This window comes from Cognatundibacterium aquatile (assembly GCF_014699135.1).
In the GTDB taxonomy this organism is placed as follows: Bacteria; Pseudomonadota; Gammaproteobacteria; order Burkholderiales; family Burkholderiaceae_D; genus Undibacterium; species Undibacterium aquatile.
The window spans coordinates 661609-683623 of record NZ_JACOFT010000001.1 but is presented as its reverse complement, the minus strand read 5'-3'; the positions used below and the strand labels follow the sequence as shown (position 1 = coordinate 683623).

At 51.1% G+C, this 22015-nt stretch carries 20 protein-coding genes and 1 tRNA gene; 15 read left to right on the top strand and 6 right to left on the bottom strand.

The features are described from left to right. Positions 1-90: 90 nt before the first annotated feature. Positions 91-912 (bottom strand): bifunctional DNA-formamidopyrimidine glycosylase/DNA-(apurinic or apyrimidinic site) lyase, encoded by an 822-nt coding sequence (gene mutM / locus H8K26_RS03125; RefSeq protein ID WP_190477219.1) that lies wholly within the window; start codon positions 910-912, stop codon positions 91-93. A gap of 184 nt (positions 913-1096) precedes the next feature. Between mutM and H8K26_RS03120 the strand changes: the two genes are divergently transcribed. The 7 genes from H8K26_RS03120 to ggt all read left to right on the top strand — a co-directional run bounded on the left by H8K26_RS03120 (position 1097) and on the right by ggt (position 8500). Next, positions 1097-2944 (top strand): tetratricopeptide repeat protein, encoded by a 1848-nt coding sequence (locus H8K26_RS03120; RefSeq protein ID WP_190477217.1) that lies wholly within the window; start codon positions 1097-1099, stop codon positions 2942-2944. A gap of 96 nt (positions 2945-3040) precedes the next feature. Next, on the top strand, positions 3041-3658 hold the full coding sequence (gene lolB / locus H8K26_RS03115; protein ID WP_190477216.1) for a lipoprotein insertase outer membrane protein LolB: 618 nt from the start codon (positions 3041-3043) through the stop codon (positions 3656-3658). Continuing rightward, positions 3655-4497 (top strand): 4-(cytidine 5'-diphospho)-2-C-methyl-D-erythritol kinase, encoded by an 843-nt coding sequence (ispE, locus tag H8K26_RS03110; RefSeq protein WP_190477213.1) that lies wholly within the window; start codon positions 3655-3657, stop codon positions 4495-4497. The genes lolB and ispE overlap by 4 nt, the downstream gene beginning before the upstream one ends. An 83-nt stretch (positions 4498-4580) precedes the next feature. Next, positions 4581-4657: transfer RNA gene (locus H8K26_RS03105), tRNA-Gln, on the top strand. A gap of 122 nt (positions 4658-4779) precedes the next feature. Next, positions 4780-5742 (top strand): ribose-phosphate pyrophosphokinase, encoded by a 963-nt coding sequence (locus H8K26_RS03100; protein ID WP_186884709.1) that lies wholly within the window; start codon positions 4780-4782, stop codon positions 5740-5742. Between the two features lie 115 nt (positions 5743-5857). After that, positions 5858-6457, top strand: coding sequence for a 50S ribosomal protein L25/general stress protein Ctc (locus tag H8K26_RS03095; RefSeq protein WP_186884708.1), 600 nt, complete (start codon positions 5858-5860; stop codon positions 6455-6457). A 333-nt stretch (positions 6458-6790) separates the two neighbouring features. Continuing rightward, positions 6791-8500 (top strand): gamma-glutamyltransferase, encoded by a 1710-nt coding sequence (ggt, locus tag H8K26_RS03090; protein WP_390366128.1) that lies wholly within the window; start codon positions 6791-6793, stop codon positions 8498-8500. Between the two features lie 244 nt (positions 8501-8744). Here the strand turns inward: ggt and H8K26_RS03085 are convergent, their stop codons facing one another. Next, complete coding sequence (locus H8K26_RS03085; RefSeq protein ID WP_223826802.1) at positions 8745-9338, bottom strand: 5-formyltetrahydrofolate cyclo-ligase; 594 nt, start codon at positions 9336-9338, stop codon at positions 8745-8747. Positions 9339-9372: 34 nt separating this feature from the next. On the opposite strand from H8K26_RS03085, the gene H8K26_RS03080 reads away from it, so the two are divergent. From H8K26_RS03080 to H8K26_RS03065, 4 genes are all read left to right on the top strand, one after another. After that, entirely contained in the window at positions 9373-11355 is a 1983-nt protein-coding gene (locus H8K26_RS03080; RefSeq protein ID WP_190477211.1) for a lytic transglycosylase domain-containing protein, read from the top strand. Then, positions 11342-12055: a glutathione S-transferase family protein gene (locus H8K26_RS03075; RefSeq protein WP_190477645.1), complete on the top strand. Its 714-nt coding sequence runs from the start codon at positions 11342-11344 to the stop codon at positions 12053-12055. Before H8K26_RS03080 ends, H8K26_RS03075 begins: the two co-directional genes overlap by 14 nt. Then, on the top strand, positions 12052-13305 hold the full coding sequence (locus tag H8K26_RS03070; protein WP_190477209.1) for a multifunctional CCA addition/repair protein: 1254 nt from the start codon (positions 12052-12054) through the stop codon (positions 13303-13305). The genes H8K26_RS03075 and H8K26_RS03070 overlap by 4 nt, the downstream gene beginning before the upstream one ends. 82 nt (positions 13306-13387) lie before the next feature. Then, positions 13388-14068, top strand: a complete 681-nt coding sequence (locus H8K26_RS03065) for a GNAT family N-acetyltransferase (protein ID WP_186884703.1) — start codon at positions 13388-13390, stop codon at positions 14066-14068. A gap of 37 nt (positions 14069-14105) precedes the next feature. Here the strand turns inward: H8K26_RS03065 and H8K26_RS03060 are convergent, their stop codons facing one another. Beyond that, positions 14106-14609 carry an Lrp/AsnC family transcriptional regulator gene (locus tag H8K26_RS03060; protein ID WP_186896329.1) on the bottom strand — a complete coding sequence of 168 codons (504 nt, stop codon included), beginning with the start codon at positions 14607-14609 and terminating at the stop codon, positions 14106-14108. A 175-nt stretch (positions 14610-14784) separates the two neighbouring features. Between H8K26_RS03060 and hppD the strand changes: the two genes are divergently transcribed. Beyond that, positions 14785-15900 (top strand): 4-hydroxyphenylpyruvate dioxygenase, encoded by a 1116-nt coding sequence (gene hppD, locus H8K26_RS03055; RefSeq protein WP_190477207.1) that lies wholly within the window; start codon positions 14785-14787, stop codon positions 15898-15900. A gap of 90 nt (positions 15901-15990) precedes the next feature. Further along, a complete protein-coding gene (phhA, locus tag H8K26_RS03050; RefSeq protein ID WP_390366130.1) occupies positions 15991-16878 on the top strand; it encodes a phenylalanine 4-monooxygenase in 888 nt (295 codons plus the stop codon). Positions 16879-17051: 173 nt separating this feature from the next. Here phhA and H8K26_RS03045 read toward each other — a convergent pair whose 3' ends face one another. The 3 genes from H8K26_RS03045 to H8K26_RS03035 form a co-directional block, all read right to left on the bottom strand. Further along, positions 17052-17582, bottom strand: coding sequence for a hypothetical protein (locus tag H8K26_RS03045; protein WP_190477203.1), 531 nt, complete (start codon positions 17580-17582; stop codon positions 17052-17054). Between the two features lie 269 nt (positions 17583-17851). Next, the gene (locus H8K26_RS03040) at positions 17852-18715 is read right to left on the bottom strand and encodes an LpxL/LpxP family acyltransferase (protein ID WP_190477201.1); all 864 of its coding nucleotides are present in this window, start codon (positions 18713-18715) and stop codon (positions 17852-17854) included. Then, positions 18712-19572, bottom strand: a complete 861-nt coding sequence (locus tag H8K26_RS03035; protein ID WP_186884697.1) for a lysophospholipid acyltransferase family protein — start codon at positions 19570-19572, stop codon at positions 18712-18714. Before H8K26_RS03035 ends, H8K26_RS03040 begins: the two co-directional genes overlap by 4 nt. Before the next feature lie 221 nt (positions 19573-19793). Here H8K26_RS03035 and metK point away from each other — a divergent pair, with 221 nt between their 5' ends. Together metK and H8K26_RS03025 are read left to right on the top strand one after the other, a co-directional pair. Continuing rightward, a complete protein-coding gene (gene metK, locus H8K26_RS03030) occupies positions 19794-20975 on the top strand; it encodes a methionine adenosyltransferase (RefSeq protein WP_186884696.1) in 1182 nt (393 codons plus the stop codon). A 26-nt stretch (positions 20976-21001) separates the two neighbouring features. Then, a complete protein-coding gene (locus H8K26_RS03025; protein ID WP_223826801.1) occupies positions 21002-21919 on the top strand; it encodes a M14 family zinc carboxypeptidase in 918 nt (305 codons plus the stop codon). Positions 21920-22015: the final 96 nt, after the last annotated feature.

Here is a 22015-nt window from a genome sequence, read left to right as displayed (position 1 = left end):
TTAATTTCTTATTCGTTCAAGTATATATGGGTGGACGAAAAAATACCCGTAAATCCAGCTTTCACTCACAATTCGAAACACAAATGCGATTTATTTCTGACAATTCGTACAATAAAAGCTGCTGCGCTGCCCTTGCAATATTTTGCGCACAGTCTGCCCGCAAAGCCGGCAATCTTCACCTGCGCGATCATAGACGAAGTAATTTTGCTGAAAATAGCCGCTTTGTCCGTCAACTCCGACGAAATCTTTTAAGGTGCTGCCACCCTGCTCTATCGCTGCGGCTAAGGTTTCGCGTATCGCCTCGGCCAGCAAACGATAACGGGCAAGACTGATGCGTTTTGCCTGTGTTTTCGGATTAATTTTTGCTTTAAACAGACTTTCCGATGCGTAAATATTGCCAACGCCGACCACGATATCGCCTGCCAGCAATACCTGCTTGATCGCAGCACTGCGCTGTCGGGTCTGGCGAAACAGCAACTCTGCATTGAACTGATCTTCCAGCGGTTCAACACCCAGATTTTTCAGCAAGACATGATGATCGAGATCCCCATCCGCCAAGGCATGCCAGAGTACCGCGCCAAAACGACGCGGATCCGTCATCCGCAACGCCTGCCCGCCGACGATGATATCAATGTGATCGTGTTTTTCTGGCGGCGTTGTCGCTGGCAAAATACGCAAATGCCCCGACATTCCCAAATGGATCAGCACCGTGCCATGCTGAAAATGGAGCAACAGATATTTACCGCGCCGCCCTGTCGCAAGTATGGTGTGCCCCGTCAGCAAAGCAGGTAAATCTGCTGGAAAAGGCCAGCGTAAGCCAGCGCGCCGCATGATCACAGCGGTCACCCGCTGCCCGGTTAAATGGGGCGCAACGCCACGACGTGTCACTTCAACCTCAGGTAATTCGGGCATAGTCTGGAACTTTTATATCAATGAAGTTTCTAATTTTGCAGAGTTCAGAAAGTAAGGCGGCATTCATGTGCGTGAACATGAGTCATCGCTATGTACAATTTGAAACAGGGTCAGGCGTGTCAGCTCCCACGCGTTGGCTACTTCGGCGTAAAATCAGCCATCCACAGTTCATTTCGGGTTCGTCTTGAAAACTATCTCTGCATTTGTCACCACATCTATTGTATCCGTACTTCGTCCGGCGGCTTACCTCAGTTGCGCCGCGCTGCTGTCTGCCTGTGCCGGCATCGGCGGATTACATAATTTTAAATCCGAAGACACCCATCATGTCAGCGATGCAGCGAAAGCGGCTCTGTCTGCCGATCAGGATCTGAACGGCGCCAGCCCGACGATTGTCGAAAACAAAGATAAACTACCGGCGGTCGCCCTGACAGACGAGTTGTTATACAAAATACTGACAGCAGAAATCGCGTATCAACGCGGTAACTGGCAGGCAGCGTATATCACTCTGATGAGCACCGCTCAGCAAACCAGCGACCCGCGTCTGGCAAAGCGTTCAGCGGAAATTGCCCTGAGTGCGAAACAACCCGGCGAAGCGCTGGCAGCAATCCGTCTGTGGCGCGAACTGGCACCAAACTCAAATGAAGCGACCCAGTATTATCTGGGCTTCATGGTCATGAATAATAATCTGGGCGAAATCCAGAAAGTGTTTTCGGAAAAGCTCAAAGAAGCTGACCCGAAACAATACGGCGTCATCATGTTGCAAACCCAGCGTCTGCTGGCACGCGGACGTGATAAAAATGCCGCATTTGACGTACTGGAAGAAACCTTAGCGCCCTACAAAACCTTGCCGGAAGCCCATCTGGCGCTGGCGCAAGGCGCTTACAGCAAAGGTGACAACAAACGTGCCGTTGAAGAAGCGCAACTGGTTCTGAAAACCAAAACCGATTCGCAACTGGCGATACTCACCATCGCACAGGCATCGTCGCAAAAAGATGCCGCCAAAGCGATGGCGGCATTTCTTGCAAAAAATCCGGATGCGCGCGATGTCCGCCTGGCCTATGCCAGTATCCTGATCGATTTAAAACAACTGGACAAAGCCAGTGTCGAGTTTGAGCATATTTTGCGCGACAAACCCGATGATCTGAGCGCGATTTACACACTCGGTTTGCTGGCGATGGAGAAAAAACAGCCGCAACAAGCCGAAGAATATTTCATGCAGCATCTGAAAATCGTCGAAACCAAAGGTGAAGACCGCGACACCACACCAGTGCTGCTGAATCTGTCCAGAATCGCGTTCGAACGCAAGGACTACAAAGCCGCACAAGAATGGCTGAGCAAGGTTGAATCCTTTGATGGCCGCAATTCTGCATGGTTTAATGTACAGATGCGGCGGGCAAACTTATATGCCCGCGATGGCAAGCTCGACAGTGCGCGACAATTGCTGAAAGACCTCAAACCGGCAAATCCGTCTGAACAACTGCAGATCATACAAACCGAAGCGCAAATTCTGCGCGACAGCGGTCTGCCAGCAGAAGCCGATCAGGTTCTGCAAAACGCGATCAAAGCCCATCCGGATAATGCAGACCTGCTGTATGACTACGCAATGCTGCTCGAATCACAATCAAAGTATGCAGAAATGGAACAGGTTTTACGGCGCGTGATCAGCATTGAGCCAAAGAGCCAGCATGCTTACAATGCGCTCGGATACTCGTTTGCCGACAGAAATATCCGCCTTGATGAAGCGCTGACACTGATCGCAAAGGCAAACGAATTATCGCCGGATGATCCATTCATTCTGGATAGTTTAGGCTGGGTGAAATTCCGCCTCGGGCAATTTGATGACGCAGAAAAAGCCTTGCGCCGCGCTTATGAATTGCGCTCCGATACCGATATTGCCGCCCATCTTGGCGAGCTGTTATGGACACAAGGTCAGAAAGATGCGGCACGCAAAATCTGGCGTGAAGGTCGTACCAAAGACCCGAAAAACACTTCCCTGAAAAATACGCTGGAACGCCTGAATGTGAAGCTGTAAGCGCTCAGTCAAGACCTTCAGATAATGCATATACTCCGGTGGGGTATATGCATTATTTTTAATATAGTCCAATAAAATAAAGGGCTCCAGAGCATCATGAACAGATACTCCCGCATTTTCATGCTTCTGACAGGCTTATCCGGCGCGCTTCTCAGCAGTGCGTGCAGCAGCCTTCCAAACGCTAATGTCAGCAGCACAGAACAAGCTCCCAAGGCAACCCGCAACTACCAGGAAACCATACACCTGAACGGTAAAATCTCCGTTCGCTACGAACACAACAACAAACCGCAAAACCTGCCCGGCAGTTTCGAGTGGGAACAAACCGGCAACAGCTTGCAGATCACATTGTTCTCTCCGGTTGGACAAACGATCGCCAAAATCACCCAGAACGAGCGTGGCGCATTACTCGAGCAGGAAGGCAAAATGCCGCAGCAGGCAGACAATCTGGATCAGCTACTTGCCGATGCACTGCGCTGGCCGCTGCCGGTGTCCGGTATGCGCGATTGGCTGCAAGGCTTTGTCCGTCAGCCTGATGGCAGCAGAACCGCGCTGACAGCCAGTGATCAGACCATCATTAGCGACGGCTGGAATATCCGCTACGCGAGTTGGCACGAATCGACAAATTCCCCCAAGCGGATTGATTTAAATCGCTACACCACGAGTGCCGGCGAAGTAACCCTGAACATTTTTATTGAAGCGCCACAGAACCCATGACGCAACGACTCCTTGCCTGCCCGGCACCCGCCAAACTGAATTTATTTTTGCATGTGACCGGTCGGCGTGCCGATGGCTACCACTTGCTGCAAACCGCATTTCAACTGATAGACCGTTGCGATACGCTGGACTTTGAAGTTCGCGACGATGGTCAGATCATCCGCTCCAACGATATTCCCGGTGTGCCGGCAGAAACCGATCTGATCGTGCGCGCCGCGCGCCTGCTACAAGAAAAAACCGGATGCCCACTCGGCGCCAATCTGACACTGCATAAAATTCTGCCTATGGGTGGCGGACTGGGCGGTGGCTCCTCCGATGCAGCCACCACACTGATAGCACTAAACCGTTTGTGGCACACAGGTCTGAGTAAAACGGAGCTGATGTCGCTGGGCTTGCAGCTCGGTGCCGATGTACCGTTTTTTATCTTTGGCGAAAATGCTTTTGCGGAAGGCGTCGGTGAAGAATTGCAGGCAATTCAGACGCCGGAACGCTGGTTCGTCGTCATCGAACCCGGCGTGCAAGTGCCGACACCTGCAATTTTTTCGGCAAAGGAGTTGACAAGAGACAGTAAGATCGTCAGAATAGCGGACTTTTCCAGCAATGCAGAAATGTTCTGGAAAAACGATCTGCAAACAGTTGCCTGCGCAATGTTTCCTGAGGTTGACGAAGCGGTTAGATGGCTGTCACAATTCGGAAACGCGAAGATGACAGGATCAGGATCTTGTGTTTTTTGTGCTTTTGCCGACGAATCGGCAGCAGACAAAGTGATAGCGCAAATGCCTGAACGCTGGACATCGTGGAAAGCAAAAGCACTGAATCGCCATCCTATGGATGAATGAAGCAGAAGTAAAAAAGATTTGGTCTGATGCCGATTTGACGCTAAAATAGCGGTCGATTCTGGACGACAGACAAACGGTTGAGTAGGGGAGTCGCCAAGCTGGTTAAGGCACCGGATTTTGATTCCGGCATGCGAAGGTTCGAATCCTTCTTCCCCTGCCATTAAAATTAAAGCCGCCGCATAGATTCTGCGGCGGCTTTTTTAGTTTTTACTTTTGATTTTTTTGCAAAAAGTCTATGCAAATAAATCAGGTCCTCAAAAAATTCAGCCAATAGGTCCCGCCATGGCAAACGCGCGCGCAAATGACAACATGATGGTCTTCACTGGCAATGCCAATCCGGCATTAGCAGCTGGAGTCGTCAAACAACTGGGCATTCCTCTAGGTAAAGCAGATGTTTCAAAATTCTCCGACGGTGAAGTAATGGTCGAGATTAATGAAAATGTCCGTGGTAAAGATGTCTTCGTTTTACAATCCACCTGTGCTCCAACCAACGACAACCTGATGGAAATCATGTTGATGGTCGATGCACTCAAACGTGCTTCTGCTGGTCGCATTACAGCAGCCATTCCTTACTTCGGTTACGCCCGTCAGGATCGCCGCCCACGCTCAGCGCGTGTTGCGATTTCTGCCAAAGTGGTCGCGAACATGCTGGAAGAAGCCGGCGTTGACCGCATCATGATCATGGATTTGCATGCCGATCAGATTCAGGGTTTCTTCGACATTCCGGTCGATAACATCTACGCGTCGCCAATTTTGCTGGGCGATCTGGTCTCGAAAAACTATGACAACCTGCTGGTTGTTTCCCCGGACGTCGGCGGTGTGGTACGTGCCCGCGCTCTGGCAAAACGCCTCGGCTGCGATCTGGCGATTATCGATAAACGCCGTCCGAAAGCCAATGTGTCAGAAGTCATGAACATCATTGGTGAAGTCGAAGGCCGTAACTGCGTGATCATGGATGACATGGTCGATACCGCAGGTACGCTGACCAAAGCAGCAGAAGTATTGAAAGAACGTGGCGCCAAAAAAGTGCTGGCGTATTGCACGCATCCGGTATTATCCGGTCCGGCCATCCAGCGCATTACCCAATCACCGCTCGACGAGTTGGTGGTGACGGACACGATTCCATTATCCGAGGCAGCGCGCGCATGCCCGAAAATCCGTCAACTGTCTTGCGACAGCTTGCTGGCAGAAACCTTCCGCCGTATCACCAAAGGCGAATCAGTTATCTCCCTGTTCACGGATTAATTTGTACCAGTTTCGGCGCTGTCTTTTATCTGACGGCGCTTTTTTATGAATCCCTGGTCGCGGGGATTCTTTATCGCAAAACGACAAACCGTTTTGCATTTTTTGGAGTAACACCATGAAAGTTATCGCATTTGCACGCAAAGAACAGGGGACCGGAGCGAGCCGCCGCCTGCGCAATGCTGGCCAAACACCTGGCATCATCTATGGCGGCACAGAAGCACCAGTCGCTATCACGCTGGATCACAATGCGCTGTACCATGCATTGAAAAAAGAAGTATTCCATTCTTCTATTCTGGATCTGGAAGTTGACGGTAAAGTAGAAAAAGTTCTGTTGCGCGACTTCCAAGTCCACGCATACAAACAATTGGTATTGCACGCTGATTTCCAACGCGTTGATCCAAATAAAGAAATCCACGTTAAAGTGCCTCTGCACTTCGTGAACGCTGACGTATCCCCGGCAGTAAAAACTTCTGGCGCAGTCATCAGCCACGTAGCAGTTGAGCTGGATGTATCCTGCTTGCCAGCAAATCTGCCAGAATTCGTTGAAGTTGACCTGTCCAAACTGGAAGCTGGTCAATCTATCCACGCGTCTGGCCTGAAACTGCCAAAAGGCGTAACAGCTGTTGTACACGGTGGTGATATCACTATCGCTATCGCAACTGTACCAGCAGGCGCAGTTTCTGCTGAAGCTGAAGCCGGTACTGAAGCGAAATAATTCTCGCGAATTCATTTCGTTTTACCGCTGAAAAGCCACCTTACGAGGTGGCTTTTTTATTTTGACGACAGCTCTGGACTGAGCTCCCCTACTCTCTTTACACATCCGCACAAGAGCGCCGCATCGCCCGTCAATCGCACACGCCCCACGTGCAAATCACCTATCGATATGCGATAGAAATATATTCGTCGCCTGACGAAGCAGATACACTGTCGGCTGCGCATTATGCAACGCACACCAGACATGACATCACGGAGAATTCGCGTGTTACTAAAGAAAAAATCGGGGCTGACGCCATTCATTGCAGCCAGCTTCACGGGTTTCAGCCTCGCTATCAGCGTCGCCATCAGTCTCACCATCAGCCCACTCCCGGCACAGGCGCAAATCGCGGCGAACATCCGTTACGATACCAATTTCCCCATCATCAGCCCGGTCAGCAGTCGTCACGGTATGGTCGCGACCGAACAGGCTTTGGCCAGTGAAGTCGGTGTAAAAATACTCGCGCAAGGTGGCAACGCTGTCGATGCGGCAGTCGCCACCGGATTCGCTCTCGCAGTTGTGCTGCCGAATGCCGGTAATATCGGCGGCGGCGGCTTCATGGTGATTCACGATAGTCGCTCCGGAAAACAGATCGCCCTCGATTTTCGTGAAAGCGCGCCGGAAAAAGCCCACAAAGACATGTATCTCGATGCCAGCGGCAACGTTATTCCCGGCAGTTCCACCCACAGCCATCTGGCGATCGGTGTGCCCGGCACCGTCGCCGGTCTGGAGCTCGCGCTCAGCAAATACGGCAGCATGAAACTGAAAGACGTCGTCGCACCCGCGATCCGTCTGGCGGAACAGGGATTCATCGTCACGCCTTATCTCGCTGCATTGTTGCAGGCCGAACGTGAGCATCTTGGAAAATGGCCGTCCAGCCGGGCGATTTTTTTCAAAGACGGGCGACCATTGCAGGCCGGTGAAAAGCTGGTTCAAAAAGACCTTGCGCATTCGCTGCGACTAATAGCGTCACAAGGTTCCAAAGCATTTTACGAAGGCGAGATTGCAAAGAAAATTGTCGTCGAAGTGCAGCAGCATCAAGGCTTTATCAGCGCCAGCGATCTGAAGAATTACAAGGCGATAGAGCGCCAGCCAGTCAAAGGCAATTATCGCGGCTACGAAATCGTTTCCATGCCGCCACCCAGCTCTGGCGGTGTGCACATCATCCAGATGCTGAATATGCTGGAACACTACCCGCTCAGACAGCAAGGTGCCAACAGCGCGCAGACCTTACATCAACTCAGTGAAGTCATGAAGCTCGCTTATGCCGACCGTTCCGAATATCTGGGCGACCCGGATTTCTACACCGTCCCCAAAAAAGGACTGACTGCGCGCAGCTACGCCGATGAACTCGTCAAAAAAATTAATTCTGAGCGCGCCACGCCTTCGGCAGAAATCAAGCCAGGCCAACCACAAGCCTATGAAAGCGACCAGACTACGCACTACAGTGTGGCCGACAAATTCGGCAACGTCGTTGCAACGACCTACACCCTGAATCTGAATTTCGGCAGCGGCATTGTCGCCAGCGGCACTGGCATCGTGTTGAATGATGAGATGGATGATTTTTCCGTCAAGGCGGGTGTACCGAATGCATTCGGACTCATCGGCGGCGCCGCTAATGCAATACAGGCAGGTAAGCGCCCACTGAGCTCGATGTCACCGACGATAGTGTTGAAAGATGGCAAACCGTTTCTGGTCACAGGCAGCCCCGGTGGCAGCCGCATCATTACCACCACGCTGCAAACCATCTTAAATGTGATCGACCACGGCATGAACGTCGCCGAAGCAACGATCGCGCCACGCATCCACCAGCAATGGATGCCGGATCAGCTGTATTTTGAAAAAGGCATCAGCGCCGATACGCTCAAAATACTGGCGGACAAAGGCCAGAATCTGAAACAAGCGCCTGTCATAGGAAAAACCCAGACCATACAAATCAGCGATGGCGTGTTTTACGGCTTTTCTGATTCGCGCAATCCAGATGGTAAGGCGCTGGGGTTTTAAAGAACGACATTGCTGATCGCATCGCGGGGCGTATCAATGCACTTGTTGTTGCGCCCTTATCTTCCCTGTTTTGATATCGGATCAGTACTCCCGCATCATAAAAAACACCGATTTTTAGCATACTCCCCCTCTTTTTTATCAAAATCACGCTCTTGTCAGCGAAAAATAAGGGGGTAAATATATACTCCCCGGGAGTATATAAAGCACATAAAACGCCGAAAATAGCTCTGTTGCACCAGCTGACTCAAGCCAGACATCCGGTTTCGGTGATGATCTGCGTCATCGGGATGTCGTGTTCACCCGGCGCAAAGTCGGCGCAGGCGCATTGATAGGCGATGCCGAGGCTGACCGCATCCGGCAGACCGGGCAACGTTCTGTCGTAATACCCACCACCATAACCGAGACGATAGCGATCGGTATTAAAACCAACGCAGGGAATCAGCAGTGCAGCTGGCGTCACCAGATGATTGCGTTGCGCCGGTAAAGGAATGCCGTAGTCATCCGTCAGCATCGCATCCCCTTCGCGCCAGGCGAGAAAGCGCAAAGGTGCCTCTTTCGCGCTAACCCAGGGCAATGCGAGTTGTATTCCCATTCCAGCAATCGCGGCGTAGCAGGAACGCAAGTCCGGCTCAGCCTGTATCGGCCAGTAAACGGCCAGACTGGCGGGTTTTTCCTGACGGCACCACGCCAGTAAATGATCTGCGATTTGTGCGTCCCATTGCTGGCGCACAGCTGCGTCAAGCTGACGACGGCAATCTAATAAATATCGTCGCAAGGCGCTGCGATTCTGGCTAAGTTCTGCGAGGCTGGTGTGTCCGCTCAGAGGTGGCTGTGTCATACTGTCAGAAATAGATTTTGATAGCGATACAAAGATGTCTGTGAAAAATAAATTAGCGCAATGTAGCCTCATGATCTTAGCAGGTTTGAGTGTTTTACCCAGTGCGTATGCGGCCTCTCCCAAAAAGAGTTTCATCAATGATGATGATCGCTTCATGGCCTTACGCGATGCAGGCTTGCATGAAGATGCGGCAAGTGCCGAGCAGCATGCGCCGGCACTGGCGCAATATGAAATCCCATCGTATGTCGATTACTACCGCCTGCGCTCGCATCTGCAGCGGGCATCGAATACAGAATTCCGCGAATTTATCAGCAAATACGAAGGCAGCGCCATCGCAGACCGCTTGCGCAATGACTGGTTATCTTTGTTAGGCAAACGCGGCGAATGGGATTTATTTGATCAGCAATATCCACAGTTTGTGGTGGCCGATGATAATCAGTTGCGTTGCTATGCACTGTTATCGAAAGCATATAAACAGCAGAAAGTGGCAACCGAAGCCAAAGCCTTGCTGAACGCGCCGCGTGATTATGGCGAGGGCTGTTACAGTCTGGTGAGCTATCTGGCGGCAAATGGCCAGCTCAGTCAGGCGGATTTGTGGACACAGATACGCATGGCAGCAGAATACGGTGCCGTACCGCTGGCACAACGCCTGGGGAAATTACTGGATTTGCCGGAGAAAAAGCTGAGCGCGGCACTGGAGAAACCTGCGAGTCTGTTAAAAACCGGGCCGGAAAATAACCGGATTTCCAAAGAGTTGTTCGTCATCGCGCTGGGTCGCGCAGCGAAATCAGACTCCGAAGACGCGGCAGAAAAATTGTCGCGTTTCAGCGCCAAACTCAACGACAGCGAACGCGCGAATGCGTGGGCGCAAATTGCCTTACAGTCGGCGCTGAAATTAGAACCGGAAGCGTTGGCTTACTGGGTACGCGCGGATGGCGCCACCTTGTCGCAGGAAGCCTACCAATGGCGGGTGCGTACTGCATTGCGTGAAGGCGACTGGAAAATCGTTAAGACAACAATCGCGCTAATGCCTGCTTCACTGAAAAATGAACCGGCCTGGATTTACTGGCTGGGACGTGCGCTGAAAGCCGAAGGAAAAAACGAAGAAGCGCGGCAGTTATTTGCCAGCATCGCTGATCAGATTCATTTCTATGGCCAACTCGCGCTGGAAGAAAACGGTCAGAAAGTCGGAGTGCCTCTGACTTCCAGACCTGTCACTGCCGATGAACTGGCAGCGGTGGAACGCAATCCGAATTTGCAACGAGCGCTGAAATTTTATTCCATGAATCTGCGGCTAGAAGGCACGCGGGAATGGAACTGGGAATTGCGCAAAATGACAGAGCGGCAGCATCTGGCTGCGGCAGAACTGGCGCGTAAAAACAATATGCTGGACCGCATGGTGAATACCTCTGACCGCACCCGGGGCGAATTCGATTTCAACCAGCGCTACCCTACGCCGTTCAACGACAGCATGTACAAAACCACACAGGCACTCGGACTCGATATGGCGTGGGTGTATGGTCTGATCCGTCAGGAGTCGCGGTTCGTCATGCATGCGAAATCACATGTCGGCGCATCGGGATTGATGCAAATCATGCCAGCGACGGCCCGCTACGTCGCCAAAAAAATTGGGCTGGGTAATTTCGTGCCGGAACAGGTCAATGATATCGATACGAATATTGCCCTTGGTACCAATTACCTCAACATGGTGCTGACCGACTTGGGCGGCTCACAGGCGCTGGCATCGGCAGCCTATAACGCCGGCCCTGGCCGTCCACGCGCGTGGCGGGCGAAACTGACGCGGCCAGTGGAAGGTGCCATTTTTGCTGAAACCATTCCATTTGCAGAAACCCGTGGTTACGTCAAAAATGTATTGTCTAACGCAACTTATTACGCGGCATTGTTCGAGAAAAAACCACAATCGCTGAAAGCCCGTCTCGGCATTGTAGTACCGAAAGGCATGTCCGCTACTGATGCCGAAATACCTGATGAGTCAACAAATAATGCAAGATACTGAAATACTTCCCGCGCTGGCTGAGCTGATGGATGAACGCCGCTCTCGCATGGTGCTGGTGATAGGAAATAAAAATTATTCGTCGTGGTCCATGCGCGCCTGGGTGACCATGAAAGCCTTTGGTATTCCATTTGAAGAGATACGCATACATCTGGATCAGCCTGATACCACGGCAAAAATTTCAGAATATTCGGCGGCGGGAAAAGTGCCGGTGCTGATCGCCAACGATATTACGGTCTGGGACTCGATGGCGATCTGTGAATTTTTAGCCGAACAGTTTTCGTTATTAAATTTATGGCCGGAAGACACAGCAGCACGTGCATTTGCGCGTAGCATCTGCGCTGAAATGCATGCCGGATTTTCTTCGCTGCGTTTTGACATGCCGATGAATATCCGGGCTGATTTACATGGCAAAGGCCATACCCTCGGCGCGCAGGCGGATATAGGCCGGATTTGTGAAATCTGGGAAGATTGCCTCGCACGGTTTGGCGCACATGAATTTCTGTTTGGTGCATTCTCGATCGCCGATGCTTATTTTGCGCCTATCGTTACGCGCTTTAAAACCTACGGCGTTTCCTTAGCCCCGGCACTGGCAGCGTATGCCGACCGGGTCTGCGCGCACCCGGCCGTGGCGCAATGGATACGGGAAGCCAAGGCCGAAACGGAATCCGCTCCCTGGCATGATGCCCGCCCGCTAAAATGAGCGTGAAACAAACCTATATCGTCGGCGGCGCAGTACGTGACTCCCTGTTGGGACTGCCGGTACAGGACAGGGATTATGTCGTCGTCGGTAGTACGCCGGAAGAAATGATCCGGGATGGGTTTCAGGCCGTGGGTAAAGATTTCCCGGTGTTTCTGCATCCGAAAACCCACGAAGAATATGCGCTCGCGCGCACCGAACGCAAAACAGCCGCGGGCTACAAAGGCTTTGTTTTTCATACCGATGCCAATGTCACACTGGAACAGGATTTAATCCGACGCGATCTGACGGTGAACGCGATGGCGCAAGACAGCAACGGCCAGATTACCGATCCGTTTGGTGGTCAGCAGGATTTGCAACGACGCGTATTCCGCCATGTTTCTGCCGCATTTGCGGAAGACCCGGTGCGCATACTGCGGGTTGCGCGCTTTGCTGCGCGCTTCGCCTTACCGCCGCACAACTTTACCGTTGCCGACGAAACCAATGCGCTGATGCAAGAAATGGTGGCAGGCGGGGAAGTCGATGCGCTGGTGCCAGAGCGCGTCTGGCAAGAGCTGGCGCGCGGTCTGATGGAGGTCAAACCATCGCGTATGTTTGAAGTCTTGCGCGCCTGCGGTGCTCTGAAACGATTACTGCCCGAACTGGATGCGCTGTGGGGCGTGCCGCAACCGGAAAAACATCATCCCGAAATTGATACCGGTGTTCATGTCATGCTGGTCGTCGATTATGCGGCGCAACAGGGATATTCGCTGCCGATCCGGTTCGCTGCCCTGATGCATGATTTAGGCAAAGGAACAACACCTGCAGAACTCTGGCCAAAGCATCACGGTCACGAGGAGCGTAGCGCAAAGCTGGTCGATATCGTCTGCCAACGCTTGAAAGTACCGTCAGATTGCCGCGATCTGGCTTACATGACCGCGCGTGATCATGGCAATGTTGGGCGCGCGTTTGAAATGCGTGCGTCGACTATCGTCGATTTTCTGTCCCGCAATGATGCATTCCGTAAACCACAACGTTTTAGCGACATGCTGCGGGCGGCCGAGTGTGATTGTTTTGGTCGTGCGGGCCTTGAAAACACAGAATTTCCACAAACTGCATTTTTAGAACAGGCACTGAATGCAGCGCAGCAAGTGAATGGCGGTGAAATTGCACAGCTCTGTAAAGATCAGCCCAAACGCATCCCAGAAGCCATACGCGACGCCAGAATTGCGGCGGTGCAACAGATTAAAAAACAGACTCCACTCTCACATTGACAATGTTTTCTGGAATAATCAGAACAGATCGCCTACAATGCTTTGTGCACTGCACAAATTCTATTTGCAGTAAGGACATGTCATGAATCCTACCGATATTTTCCCCATTAATTTCAATGAACATTCCGGCAGCAACAAGCCTGCTGTCTACGTCAAAGAATTGTCTGAAAAAGACCGGCATCGCATACTCAAACATTTTCTGGCATTAGAAGAAAGTGATCGTTTACTGCGTTTTGGCACCTATCTGCCGGATCCCATGATAGAAAAATATGTTAATGGTCTGGACTTTTCCCGGGATAAAGTATTCGGTGTGCTAAGCCGTAACTTCCGGCTGGTCGGCGTCGGTCATCTCGCATTTGCGCCGCGCAGCGAAAAAGATGAGGCTACCGATAAAGATACGGTCGCTGAATTTGGTGTCTCGGTATCCAAATCAGCACGCGGCAAAGGCGTTGGCGCCAAGCTGTTCGAACGCGGCGCGATTCATTGTCGCAATGCCGATGTAGATACCTTGTACATGCATTGTCTGTCGTCAAATCAGACGATGATTCATATCGCCAAGAAAGCAGGCATGGAAATCCAGCGCGAATACGGCGAGGCCGATGCCTATCTGAAATTATTGCCAGCCGATGCAGTCAGCGTTCTGAAAGAAGCCGTGCAGGAACAAGTTGCCGCTATTGATTACTCGATCAAAGCGAATACCCGTGCCGCCGTCAAATGGCTCAGACACTTGCCGGGTATGGGCAACCACTCTGAAAAAAAATAGTCACCGCGCGGCGAATCATATACTCGCTGATTCGCCGTCAAGCCGTGCCTGACACTGGCATGGCCGTCGTCTCTTTGATCTGCTGTAATGCAAAGCTGGATTTCACATCCAGCACAGCCGGATGACGCAATAAGGTCTCCATCATGAAGCGTGAAAAATGATTCATGTCTTCGACATGCACGCGCAGTAAATAGTCCATTTCACCCGTCATCGCGTAACACGCCACCACTTCTGGCCATTGCCCTACCGATGCAGAAAAATCGTCCCGTGGCGACCGCGAGCCACTCTTTCCGGGCAAATCATTGTGTTTTTCCAGGCGCACATTCACGTACGCCAGCAAACCCAGACCAATCTTGGCAGGCTCGAGCAAAGCCACATACTTGCGTATCACACCACTCTCTTCCAGTCGCTTAATACGACGCAGGCAAGGTGAAGGTGACAGATTCACGCGCTCTGCCACCTCCTGATTCGTCAGCCGCCCGTCGGCCTGCAAGATCGCCAGAATTTTACGATCAATTTTATCGAGAGGAATTTCAGCCATTATTTGCCAATATTTAAAATAAATAAGACATATTATTGCTCAAATAAGAAATACCTTAGGTTATTTTGAAATTTAATGGCGCATTTGCCGGACTATACTGCTCGTTTGATCTACATCAAAACACGCGTAACGACGTGCCGATGCAGACCCGGACGAATTAATACAGGAGACACGCATGACTTTCCAGACTTGGGAAAACCCTATGGGGACAGATGGTTTTGAGTTCATCGAATACGCAGCACCAGACCCAAAAGCACTCGGTGAATTATTTGTTACCATGGGCTTTACCGCCATCGCCAGACACCGCACAAAAGATGTCACACTGTTTCGCCAGGGTGACGTAAATTTCATCATCAATGCCGAAAAAGATTCGTTTGCACAGAAATTCGCCCGCAAGCATGGTCCGTCAGTATGCGCTTTCGCATTCCGCGTCAAAGATGCCAATGCCGCCTACAAACGCGCGCTGGAATTAGGTGCCTGGGGCTTTGATAACAAAACCGGCCCGATGGAATTAAACATTCCTGCCATCAAAGGCATCGGTGATTCATTGATTTACTTCGTGGATCGCTGGCATGGAAAAGACGGCGCACAACCCGGCGCGATCGGCAATATCAGTATCTATGATGCTGATTGTGTTGCGATTCCGGGCGTTGAGTCCAATCCGGTTGGACTGGGTCTCACCTACATCGATCACCTGACCCACAACGTGCATCGCGGCCGCATGAAAGAGTGGGCTGATTTCTATGAAACGCTGTTCAATTTCCGCGAAATCCGCTACTTCGATATCGCCGGCAAACACACCGGTCTCAAATCAAAAGCGATGACATCGCCTTGCGGGAAAATCCGTATTCCTATCAATGAATCGTCGGACGACAAATCACAGATTGCCGAATATCTCGACCTGTATCAGGGCGAAGGCGTGCAGCATATCGCGATGGGCACGGACGATGTGTATGCGACCGTCAGCGGCATGAAAGCAAGTGGCGTGGCGTTCCAGGACACGATAGACACTTACTACGATCTGGTTGATCGTCGTTTGCCCGGCCACGGTGAAAATCTGGAAGCCTTGCGTAAGTTACGGATTCTGATTGATGGCAAGAGCACAGAAACATCGCGTGAATTATTACTGCAGATTTTCACGACAACAGTGATCGGCCCTATTTTCTTTGAAATCATTCAGCGTAAAGGGGATCAGGGCTTTGGCGAGGGTAACTTCCGCGCCCTGTTTGAATCTATCGAGCTCGATCAGATTCGTCGCGGTGTACTGAAAGACGACAAAGCGACAGCATAAAATTTCTGAACGGATGTGATGTGAATGACCTCAAAAGGCTGACCGGTTTCTGGTCAGCCTTTTGTCAAAGAGAGACAAACTATGGACAACATCAACACAAACAACATGACCGTCAGTAATGAAGAATTTCTGGCAACCGTGGCTGAAAAATCTCATGGGGCAGCGCTGCGCGGTGATTATGAACATGCTGATTCGCACTACGTCGTCAAACAACATTGGCAGGCTTATACAGAGGCAGAACACGATCTCTGGCGCGCCTTATATCAACGGCAGATGTCGCTGTTACCGGGACGCGCATGCGACGAATTTATTGATGCCTTACATAAAATGAATGCAGCCGACGGTATTCCTGAATTTGAAAAAACATCGCGTGAATTATTTGCAGCAACTGGCTGGACTATCATCGCCGTTCCTGGACTGATTCCTGAGCTGACCTTCTTTGAACACCTTGCGAATCGCCGCTTTCCGGTCACCGTCTGGCTGCGTAAGCCCGAAGAATTCAACTACATCGTTGAACCTGATGTATTCCATGATTTCTTCGGACATGTGCCTATGCTGTTCAATCCGGTATTTGCCGATTATATGCAGTTGTATGGCAAAGGCGGCTTAAAAGCCATGCAGTTGGGTGGTCTTGAGCAACTGGCGCGTCTGTATTGGTACACCGTGGAATTTGGCCTGATCAACACACCGCAAGGTTTACGCATTTATGGCGCAGGTATTTTATCTTCCGGTGGCGAAGTCGAATATTGTCTGACGCCAGGCACCAGCTCGCGGCATATCCATCTGGATATACAACGCTGTCTGAATACGCTGTACAAAATCGATACCTATCAGGAAACCTACTTTGTCATTAACAGCTTCCAGGAATTATTTGATGGTACTGCGGCAGATTTTGCGCCGTACTATGAAAAACTGAAACAAGGTCAGGCGTTACCTGCCAATACCTTGTTGCCTGACGAAACCGAGCTTTTAGTGTAAATCCTTAGTCTTTACAAAGCCTGCGAACCACGAACGCCGGAGAGTAATTCACCGGCGTTTTTTGTGGGTAGCTGAATATTTACCAGTTTTCAAATCTGGATAAAATTTTTCAACACCTGTGGCAGTGATGACCAACGGGGCTGTCAATCAAACGCGGTTTGCGGTCAACTCTGCTATTGCGCAAAGCGACCAACACGGCTGGTTTGTAAACGTTGTAATGCCAGCGCCTGCCATGCAGGACTGGCATACGCCAGCGTCAGATTTCTTTGCAGGCCGTGCCACAATCCCGCATCCAGATTCAGCTGCAGCGCTTCCAGATAATGCGTGCTGACCAGCATGAATTGCCGCCGGTAAGGAAGCAAATAAAGATGCGGGTCGGCCTGCAGTTGCTTGTCTGCGTCGGCGTAAGTGGCATACCAGAGATTACTCAGACCAGCGACTTCCGGGCCATGCCAGAAATCCCCCATATCGTCACCCGCTTTTGCCTGACCAGACAGCACGTGGCGGGCATGCTCCCAATGAGAAAAGCCAATATCCGCCGCGGCCAGATTAAGACAATGGCGCAGTTGCCAGCCGTCAGGAATATCCCAGCGGTGCTGGCGACAAAGAACCTGCGCACGCTTGCGAGCATTGGCATTGTCACTTTGCAGCAGTGTTAACCACAGACGGGCGCGAGTTTTGAGTTCGTTGATTAAAACGTTCATGTCTGCGCTCCCTGAGTAAGGCAGACAATAAAAGGAAATAGTGCAGAAATATACAAGGTCAACATGACGAGCTCCGATTCGTTATCTGACGACCCGCTACGTCAAACGAATTTCGCTTATCACATCAAAAGATGGCAGCAACAGTATCGTCAGTAACGACATTAGTACTGTGGCTGCAAAGATAAAGGGTGAGAGCCTCTTGTGCGGGAAGGCGCCCCTTAGCACCTGTGCCGCGATTGTAAAAGTAAGCGCAACAAAGTGTCAACCGCTCAATACAAACTAGCTTCACCTTCCGGCCGGGTCTTAAAGCGTTTGTGTGCCCAGAAATATTCCGCCGGTGCTTTCAGGATTTCCTGCTCAATGAAAGCATTCATCTGACGGGTCGCTGCGATGATATCTGCACCAGGGTAATTTTCCCATGGTGGATGAAATGTGACTTTCCATCCCCGATAATCTGGCAGCATCGTTGCAATGACCGGCACCACTTTTGCGCTGGTCGATGCGGCAAGCCGTGGCAATGCAGTCAGCGTTGCGGCAGGTACGCCAAAGAATGGAACGAACTCTGCATTTTTTGCGCCGAAATCCATATCTGGCAACATGAAATACGGCAGACCTTCATGCATCGCCCGGATAATCGGTTTCACACCATCCGCGCGTGAAAATAACTTCACCGGCCGAAACCGCGAACGGCCGCGACGCAAAGCGAGATCAAAAACTTTGTTTCTCTGCTCGGTGTAGATCGAGCACAATGATGATTCCAGCATCACAGCGACACCAGCCACATCCAGACAAACAAAATGTGGACACATCAGTATGGTCGGTTCCTGTTGAATAACATCCAATGGAACAGCTGGTTCGACCTGAATCAGACGCTTAAGACGAGGTTCTGATGCCCACCAGAGAATGCCGCGTTCCAGCACACTGCGTGCATACATTTGAAAATGCTGGCGGGCGATACGCACTCTTTCTGCCTCACTCAAATGCGGTAAACAGAGTCGCAAATTGGTCAGAGTAATATGGCGACGTTTGCGTATCAGGGAAAACAATATACTACCGACGCCCGCCCCCAAACGCCCCAAAACTGGCAAAGGCAACCAATGCAACAACCACATCATCAGGAGCACAGCTCTCATGCCTGTCCCTCTGTAACATCAGTATCGGGACCACTGACACCATCCGGTTTTTTGTAGCGGTTATAACTCCAGAAATACTGTGCTGGTGAACGGGCAATCAATTTTTCCATACCGCGATTAATCGCTTCCGCCTGTTGTACAGGATCACTTCCTAACTCTTCCTCAAATGCGGCAAAACGTACCACGTAGCCACGTCCATGCGGCAATCGTTCCGCGTAAGTCAGAATAATCGGCGCACCGTTCATACTGTGCAACTTGGCAGACAAGGTCATCGTATACGCTGGCTTACCGAAAAATTTTGCCCAGACACCTTCGCCTTCCTGCGGTACCTGATCTGGCAATAAACCAATCGCCTCGCCTTTCTTCAGTGCCTTCGCCATAATGCGCACACCAGATAAATTCGCCGGTGCCAGCAACAGATTTTCCCGCGCACGCGCCCCTTCGATCAAGGGCTTCAGTGCGTCTTTACGGGGCGGTCTATACATCACCGTCAAACGCGTGCGTACCGCGATCGACTGCGCAACAATTTCAAAGCAGCCTAAATGCGGTGTCAGAAAAATCACGCCTTTTTTGGCATCCAGCGCCTGTTGCACTAAGTCCCAATTTTCCAGACTGGCGGTACGCAAAACACGATCAGGTTTCGCGCACCAGATAAAAGGTAACTCGAGTATATTTTTCCCGGCCTCTTTGACCGCATCGCTTAAATGTGCGGAAAATCCGGCACGTTCGAGATTTTCCCGCAAGCGCCGACGATAAGAGCCTGACAACAAATACACAATACGTCCTAATACTGCGCCAATCAGATGCAGTACAGAGAGCGGAAAAAACGACAGAAATCGGAATAGAATGACAAGCATGACGCTGCTCAAGAATAGGTAAAAAAAAGAGGGGTATTCGACAGAAATCGAATAGAGAGCGTAAAATATCACACATTGGCTAGCTGTTGAGGTTCTGACGGCAAGCTACCGCCGAGTTAACAGACAACTTGCGAGGCGGTTTATAAAATTCGCTAAAGCGTCGCAGGATCTCTTTCCGACTGCGGCACAATTTTTTACGGTCATTTTTACAGGAGCCTGCGATGGCAAATGATTTTCTTTTTACCTCAGAATCCGTTTCTGAAGGACATCCCGATAAAGTCGCGGATCAAATCTCCGATGCAATTCTCGACGCTATTCTCGAACAAGATCCCTACTCCCGTGTTGCGGCTGAAACGCTGACAAACACTGGTTTAGTTGTCCTTGCCGGTGAGATTACGACGCAAGCCAACATCGACTATATTCAGGTAGCACGCGATACCATCAAACGTATCGGCTATGACAATACTGAATATGGCATCGACTACAAAGGTTGTGCCGTCCTGGTCGCCTACGACAAGCAGAGTAACGACATTGCACAAGGTGTGGATCGCGCGAGCGACGACTATCTGAATATCGGTGCGGGTGATCAGGGTCTGATGTTCGGCTACGCTTGCGATGAAACACCTGAGCTGATGCCAGCACCGATTTATTACGCACATCGTCTGGTGGAACGTCAGGCGCAATTGCGTAAAGATGGCCGTCTGCCTTTCCTGCGTCCGGATGCCAAATCTCAGGTCACAATGCGTTATGTCGATGGCAAGCCACACAGCATCGACACTGTCGTGCTGTCAACCCAGCACAGCCCGGATCAAAGCGAAACACCAACCAAGATGAAGCAGTCGTTCATCGACGCGGTCATTGAAGAAATTATCAAACCCGTGCTGCCGAAAGAATGGCTGCAGGATACCAAATACCTGATCAACCCTACCGGTCGCTTTGTGATCGGCGGTCCGCAAGGCGATTGCGGCCTGACTGGTCGTAAAATTATCGTTGATACATACGGTGGTGCCTGCCCGCATGGTGGCGGCGCATTCTCCGGTAAAGATCCTACAAAAGTTGATCGTTCTGCTGCTTACGCTGCACGTTATGTCGCAAAAAATATCGTGGCGGCAGGTCTGGCTAAGCAATGTCAGATTCAGGTGGCATATGCGATCGGCGTGGCACGGCCTATGAATGTCACGGTTTATACCGAAGGCACCGGCGTGATTCCTGACGCGCAGATCGCAGCACTGGTTAATGAATATTTTGATCTGCGTCCAAAAGGTATTATCCAGATGCTGGATTTACTGCGCCCGATTTATTCAAAAACTGCGGCGTATGGTCACTTTGGTCGTGAAGAGCCAGAGTTCACTTGGGAACGCACAGATAAAGCAGCGATCTTGCGGGCGGCGGCAGGTTTGTAATTTTTGTAGCGGGAGTTGAAGTAACGATGCAGTGGTTTTTATTGAGTGGTAAAAAAGTCATTGCATCGTCCTGCAAAAAAACAGCGCTGGCCTGCACGATGCTGATATCCGCCGTATCAGCATCCTCGGCATTTGCCGTCCCCCTAATCAAGACAAAAACCGTCACTGATTGGTGCACTCCGCTTGCACTCAAATTACCGGGAGTCAATGTCAACGATTGCCTCAAAAGTAAGTTGATACCCGCAGGTACAAATTCACTGAATGGTTTTCCTCTGCTGTCACGTGACTGGCGTGCAGATGCCAGACATCCGCATGCCATCAAAGTATTGCTGCTCGGCGGCATTCACGGAGACGAACAAACGGCGTCGGCCATCGTATTTAAGTGGCTGGAAAATATCCAGAAAAATGACGTGACCGAGTTTCATTGGAAAATCGCGCCGGTCGTGAATCCTGACGGCTTACTCGCGGCGAAACCGCGCCGGGTCAACGCCCGTGGCATTGATCTGAACCGCAACTTCCCCACACCAGAATGGGAAAAAGAAGCGCCCGCCTACTGGGCTCGCGTGACAAGAAAAGATCCGCGCCGCTATCCAGGTAAAGCACCAATTTCCGAGCCGGAAAGTCGCTGGGTGTATGACACCATCGAAAAATACAAACCGGATGTGATCATCTCGGTTCATGCACCATTTGGTGTGCTGGATTTTGATGGTCCAAGTAAGCCGCCGAATCGTTTTGGCAGACTGGTCTATAACCGTGTCGGTGTTTATCCGGGCTCACTGGGAAACTATAGTGGCTTGCACAAGGATATTCCAGTCGTCACCATAGAGTTACCCAACGCAACTCAGATGCCACCTGAAGCTGAGGTGCAACGCATCTGGCAAGACATGCAAAAATGGATACGCCAGAATATCGCGGCACCGGTAAGAACTGCGCGCAACCCTTAAGTAAAAGTATTTTCAAAAAAATTTTAAAAATAGAAAGAGGCATTTCTACGCACAAAATCTGGCATTCAGATAAGGCAGCATCCATCCCCCAAAGAA

Bases quoted from the DNA above. Each gene is read 5' to 3' on its own strand.
- H8K26_RS03035 (WP_186884697.1), bottom strand. From the start codon at position 19,572: ATGCTTGTCATTCTATTCCGATTTCTGTCGTTTTTTCCGCTCTCTGTA.
- H8K26_RS03080 (WP_190477211.1), top strand. From the start codon at position 9,373: ATGTCTGTGAAAAATAAATTAGCGCAATGTAGCCTCATGATCTTAGCA.
- H8K26_RS03095 (WP_186884708.1), top strand. From the start codon at position 5,858: ATGAAAGTTATCGCATTTGCACGCAAAGAACAGGGGACCGGAGCGAGC.
- H8K26_RS03070 (WP_190477209.1), top strand. From the start codon at position 12,052: ATGAGCGTGAAACAAACCTATATCGTCGGCGGCGCAGTACGTGACTCC.
- ispE (WP_190477213.1), top strand. From the start codon at position 3,655: ATGACGCAACGACTCCTTGCCTGCCCGGCACCCGCCAAACTGAATTTA.
- H8K26_RS03100 (WP_186884709.1), top strand. From the start codon at position 4,780: ATGGCAAACGCGCGCGCAAATGACAACATGATGGTCTTCACTGGCAAT.
- metK (WP_186884696.1), top strand. From the start codon at position 19,794: ATGGCAAATGATTTTCTTTTTACCTCAGAATCCGTTTCTGAAGGACAT.
- H8K26_RS03045 (WP_190477203.1), bottom strand. From the start codon at position 17,582: ATGAACGTTTTAATCAACGAACTCAAAACTCGCGCCCGTCTGTGGTTA.
- H8K26_RS03040 (WP_190477201.1), bottom strand. From the start codon at position 18,715: ATGAGAGCTGTGCTCCTGATGATGTGGTTGTTGCATTGGTTGCCTTTG.
- H8K26_RS03060 (WP_186896329.1), bottom strand. From the start codon at position 14,609: ATGGCTGAAATTCCTCTCGATAAAATTGATCGTAAAATTCTGGCGATC.
- hppD (WP_190477207.1), top strand. From the start codon at position 14,785: ATGACTTTCCAGACTTGGGAAAACCCTATGGGGACAGATGGTTTTGAG.
- H8K26_RS03025 (WP_223826801.1), top strand. From the start codon at position 21,002: ATGCAGTGGTTTTTATTGAGTGGTAAAAAAGTCATTGCATCGTCCTGC.
- H8K26_RS03065 (WP_186884703.1), top strand. From the start codon at position 13,388: ATGAATCCTACCGATATTTTCCCCATTAATTTCAATGAACATTCCGGC.
- lolB (WP_190477216.1), top strand. From the start codon at position 3,041: ATGAACAGATACTCCCGCATTTTCATGCTTCTGACAGGCTTATCCGGC.
- mutM (WP_190477219.1), bottom strand. From the start codon at position 912: ATGCCCGAATTACCTGAGGTTGAAGTGACACGTCGTGGCGTTGCGCCC.
- H8K26_RS03075 (WP_190477645.1), top strand. From the start codon at position 11,342: ATGCAAGATACTGAAATACTTCCCGCGCTGGCTGAGCTGATGGATGAA.
- H8K26_RS03085 (WP_223826802.1), bottom strand. From the start codon at position 9,338: ATGACACAGCCACCTCTGAGCGGACACACCAGCCTCGCAGAACTTAGC.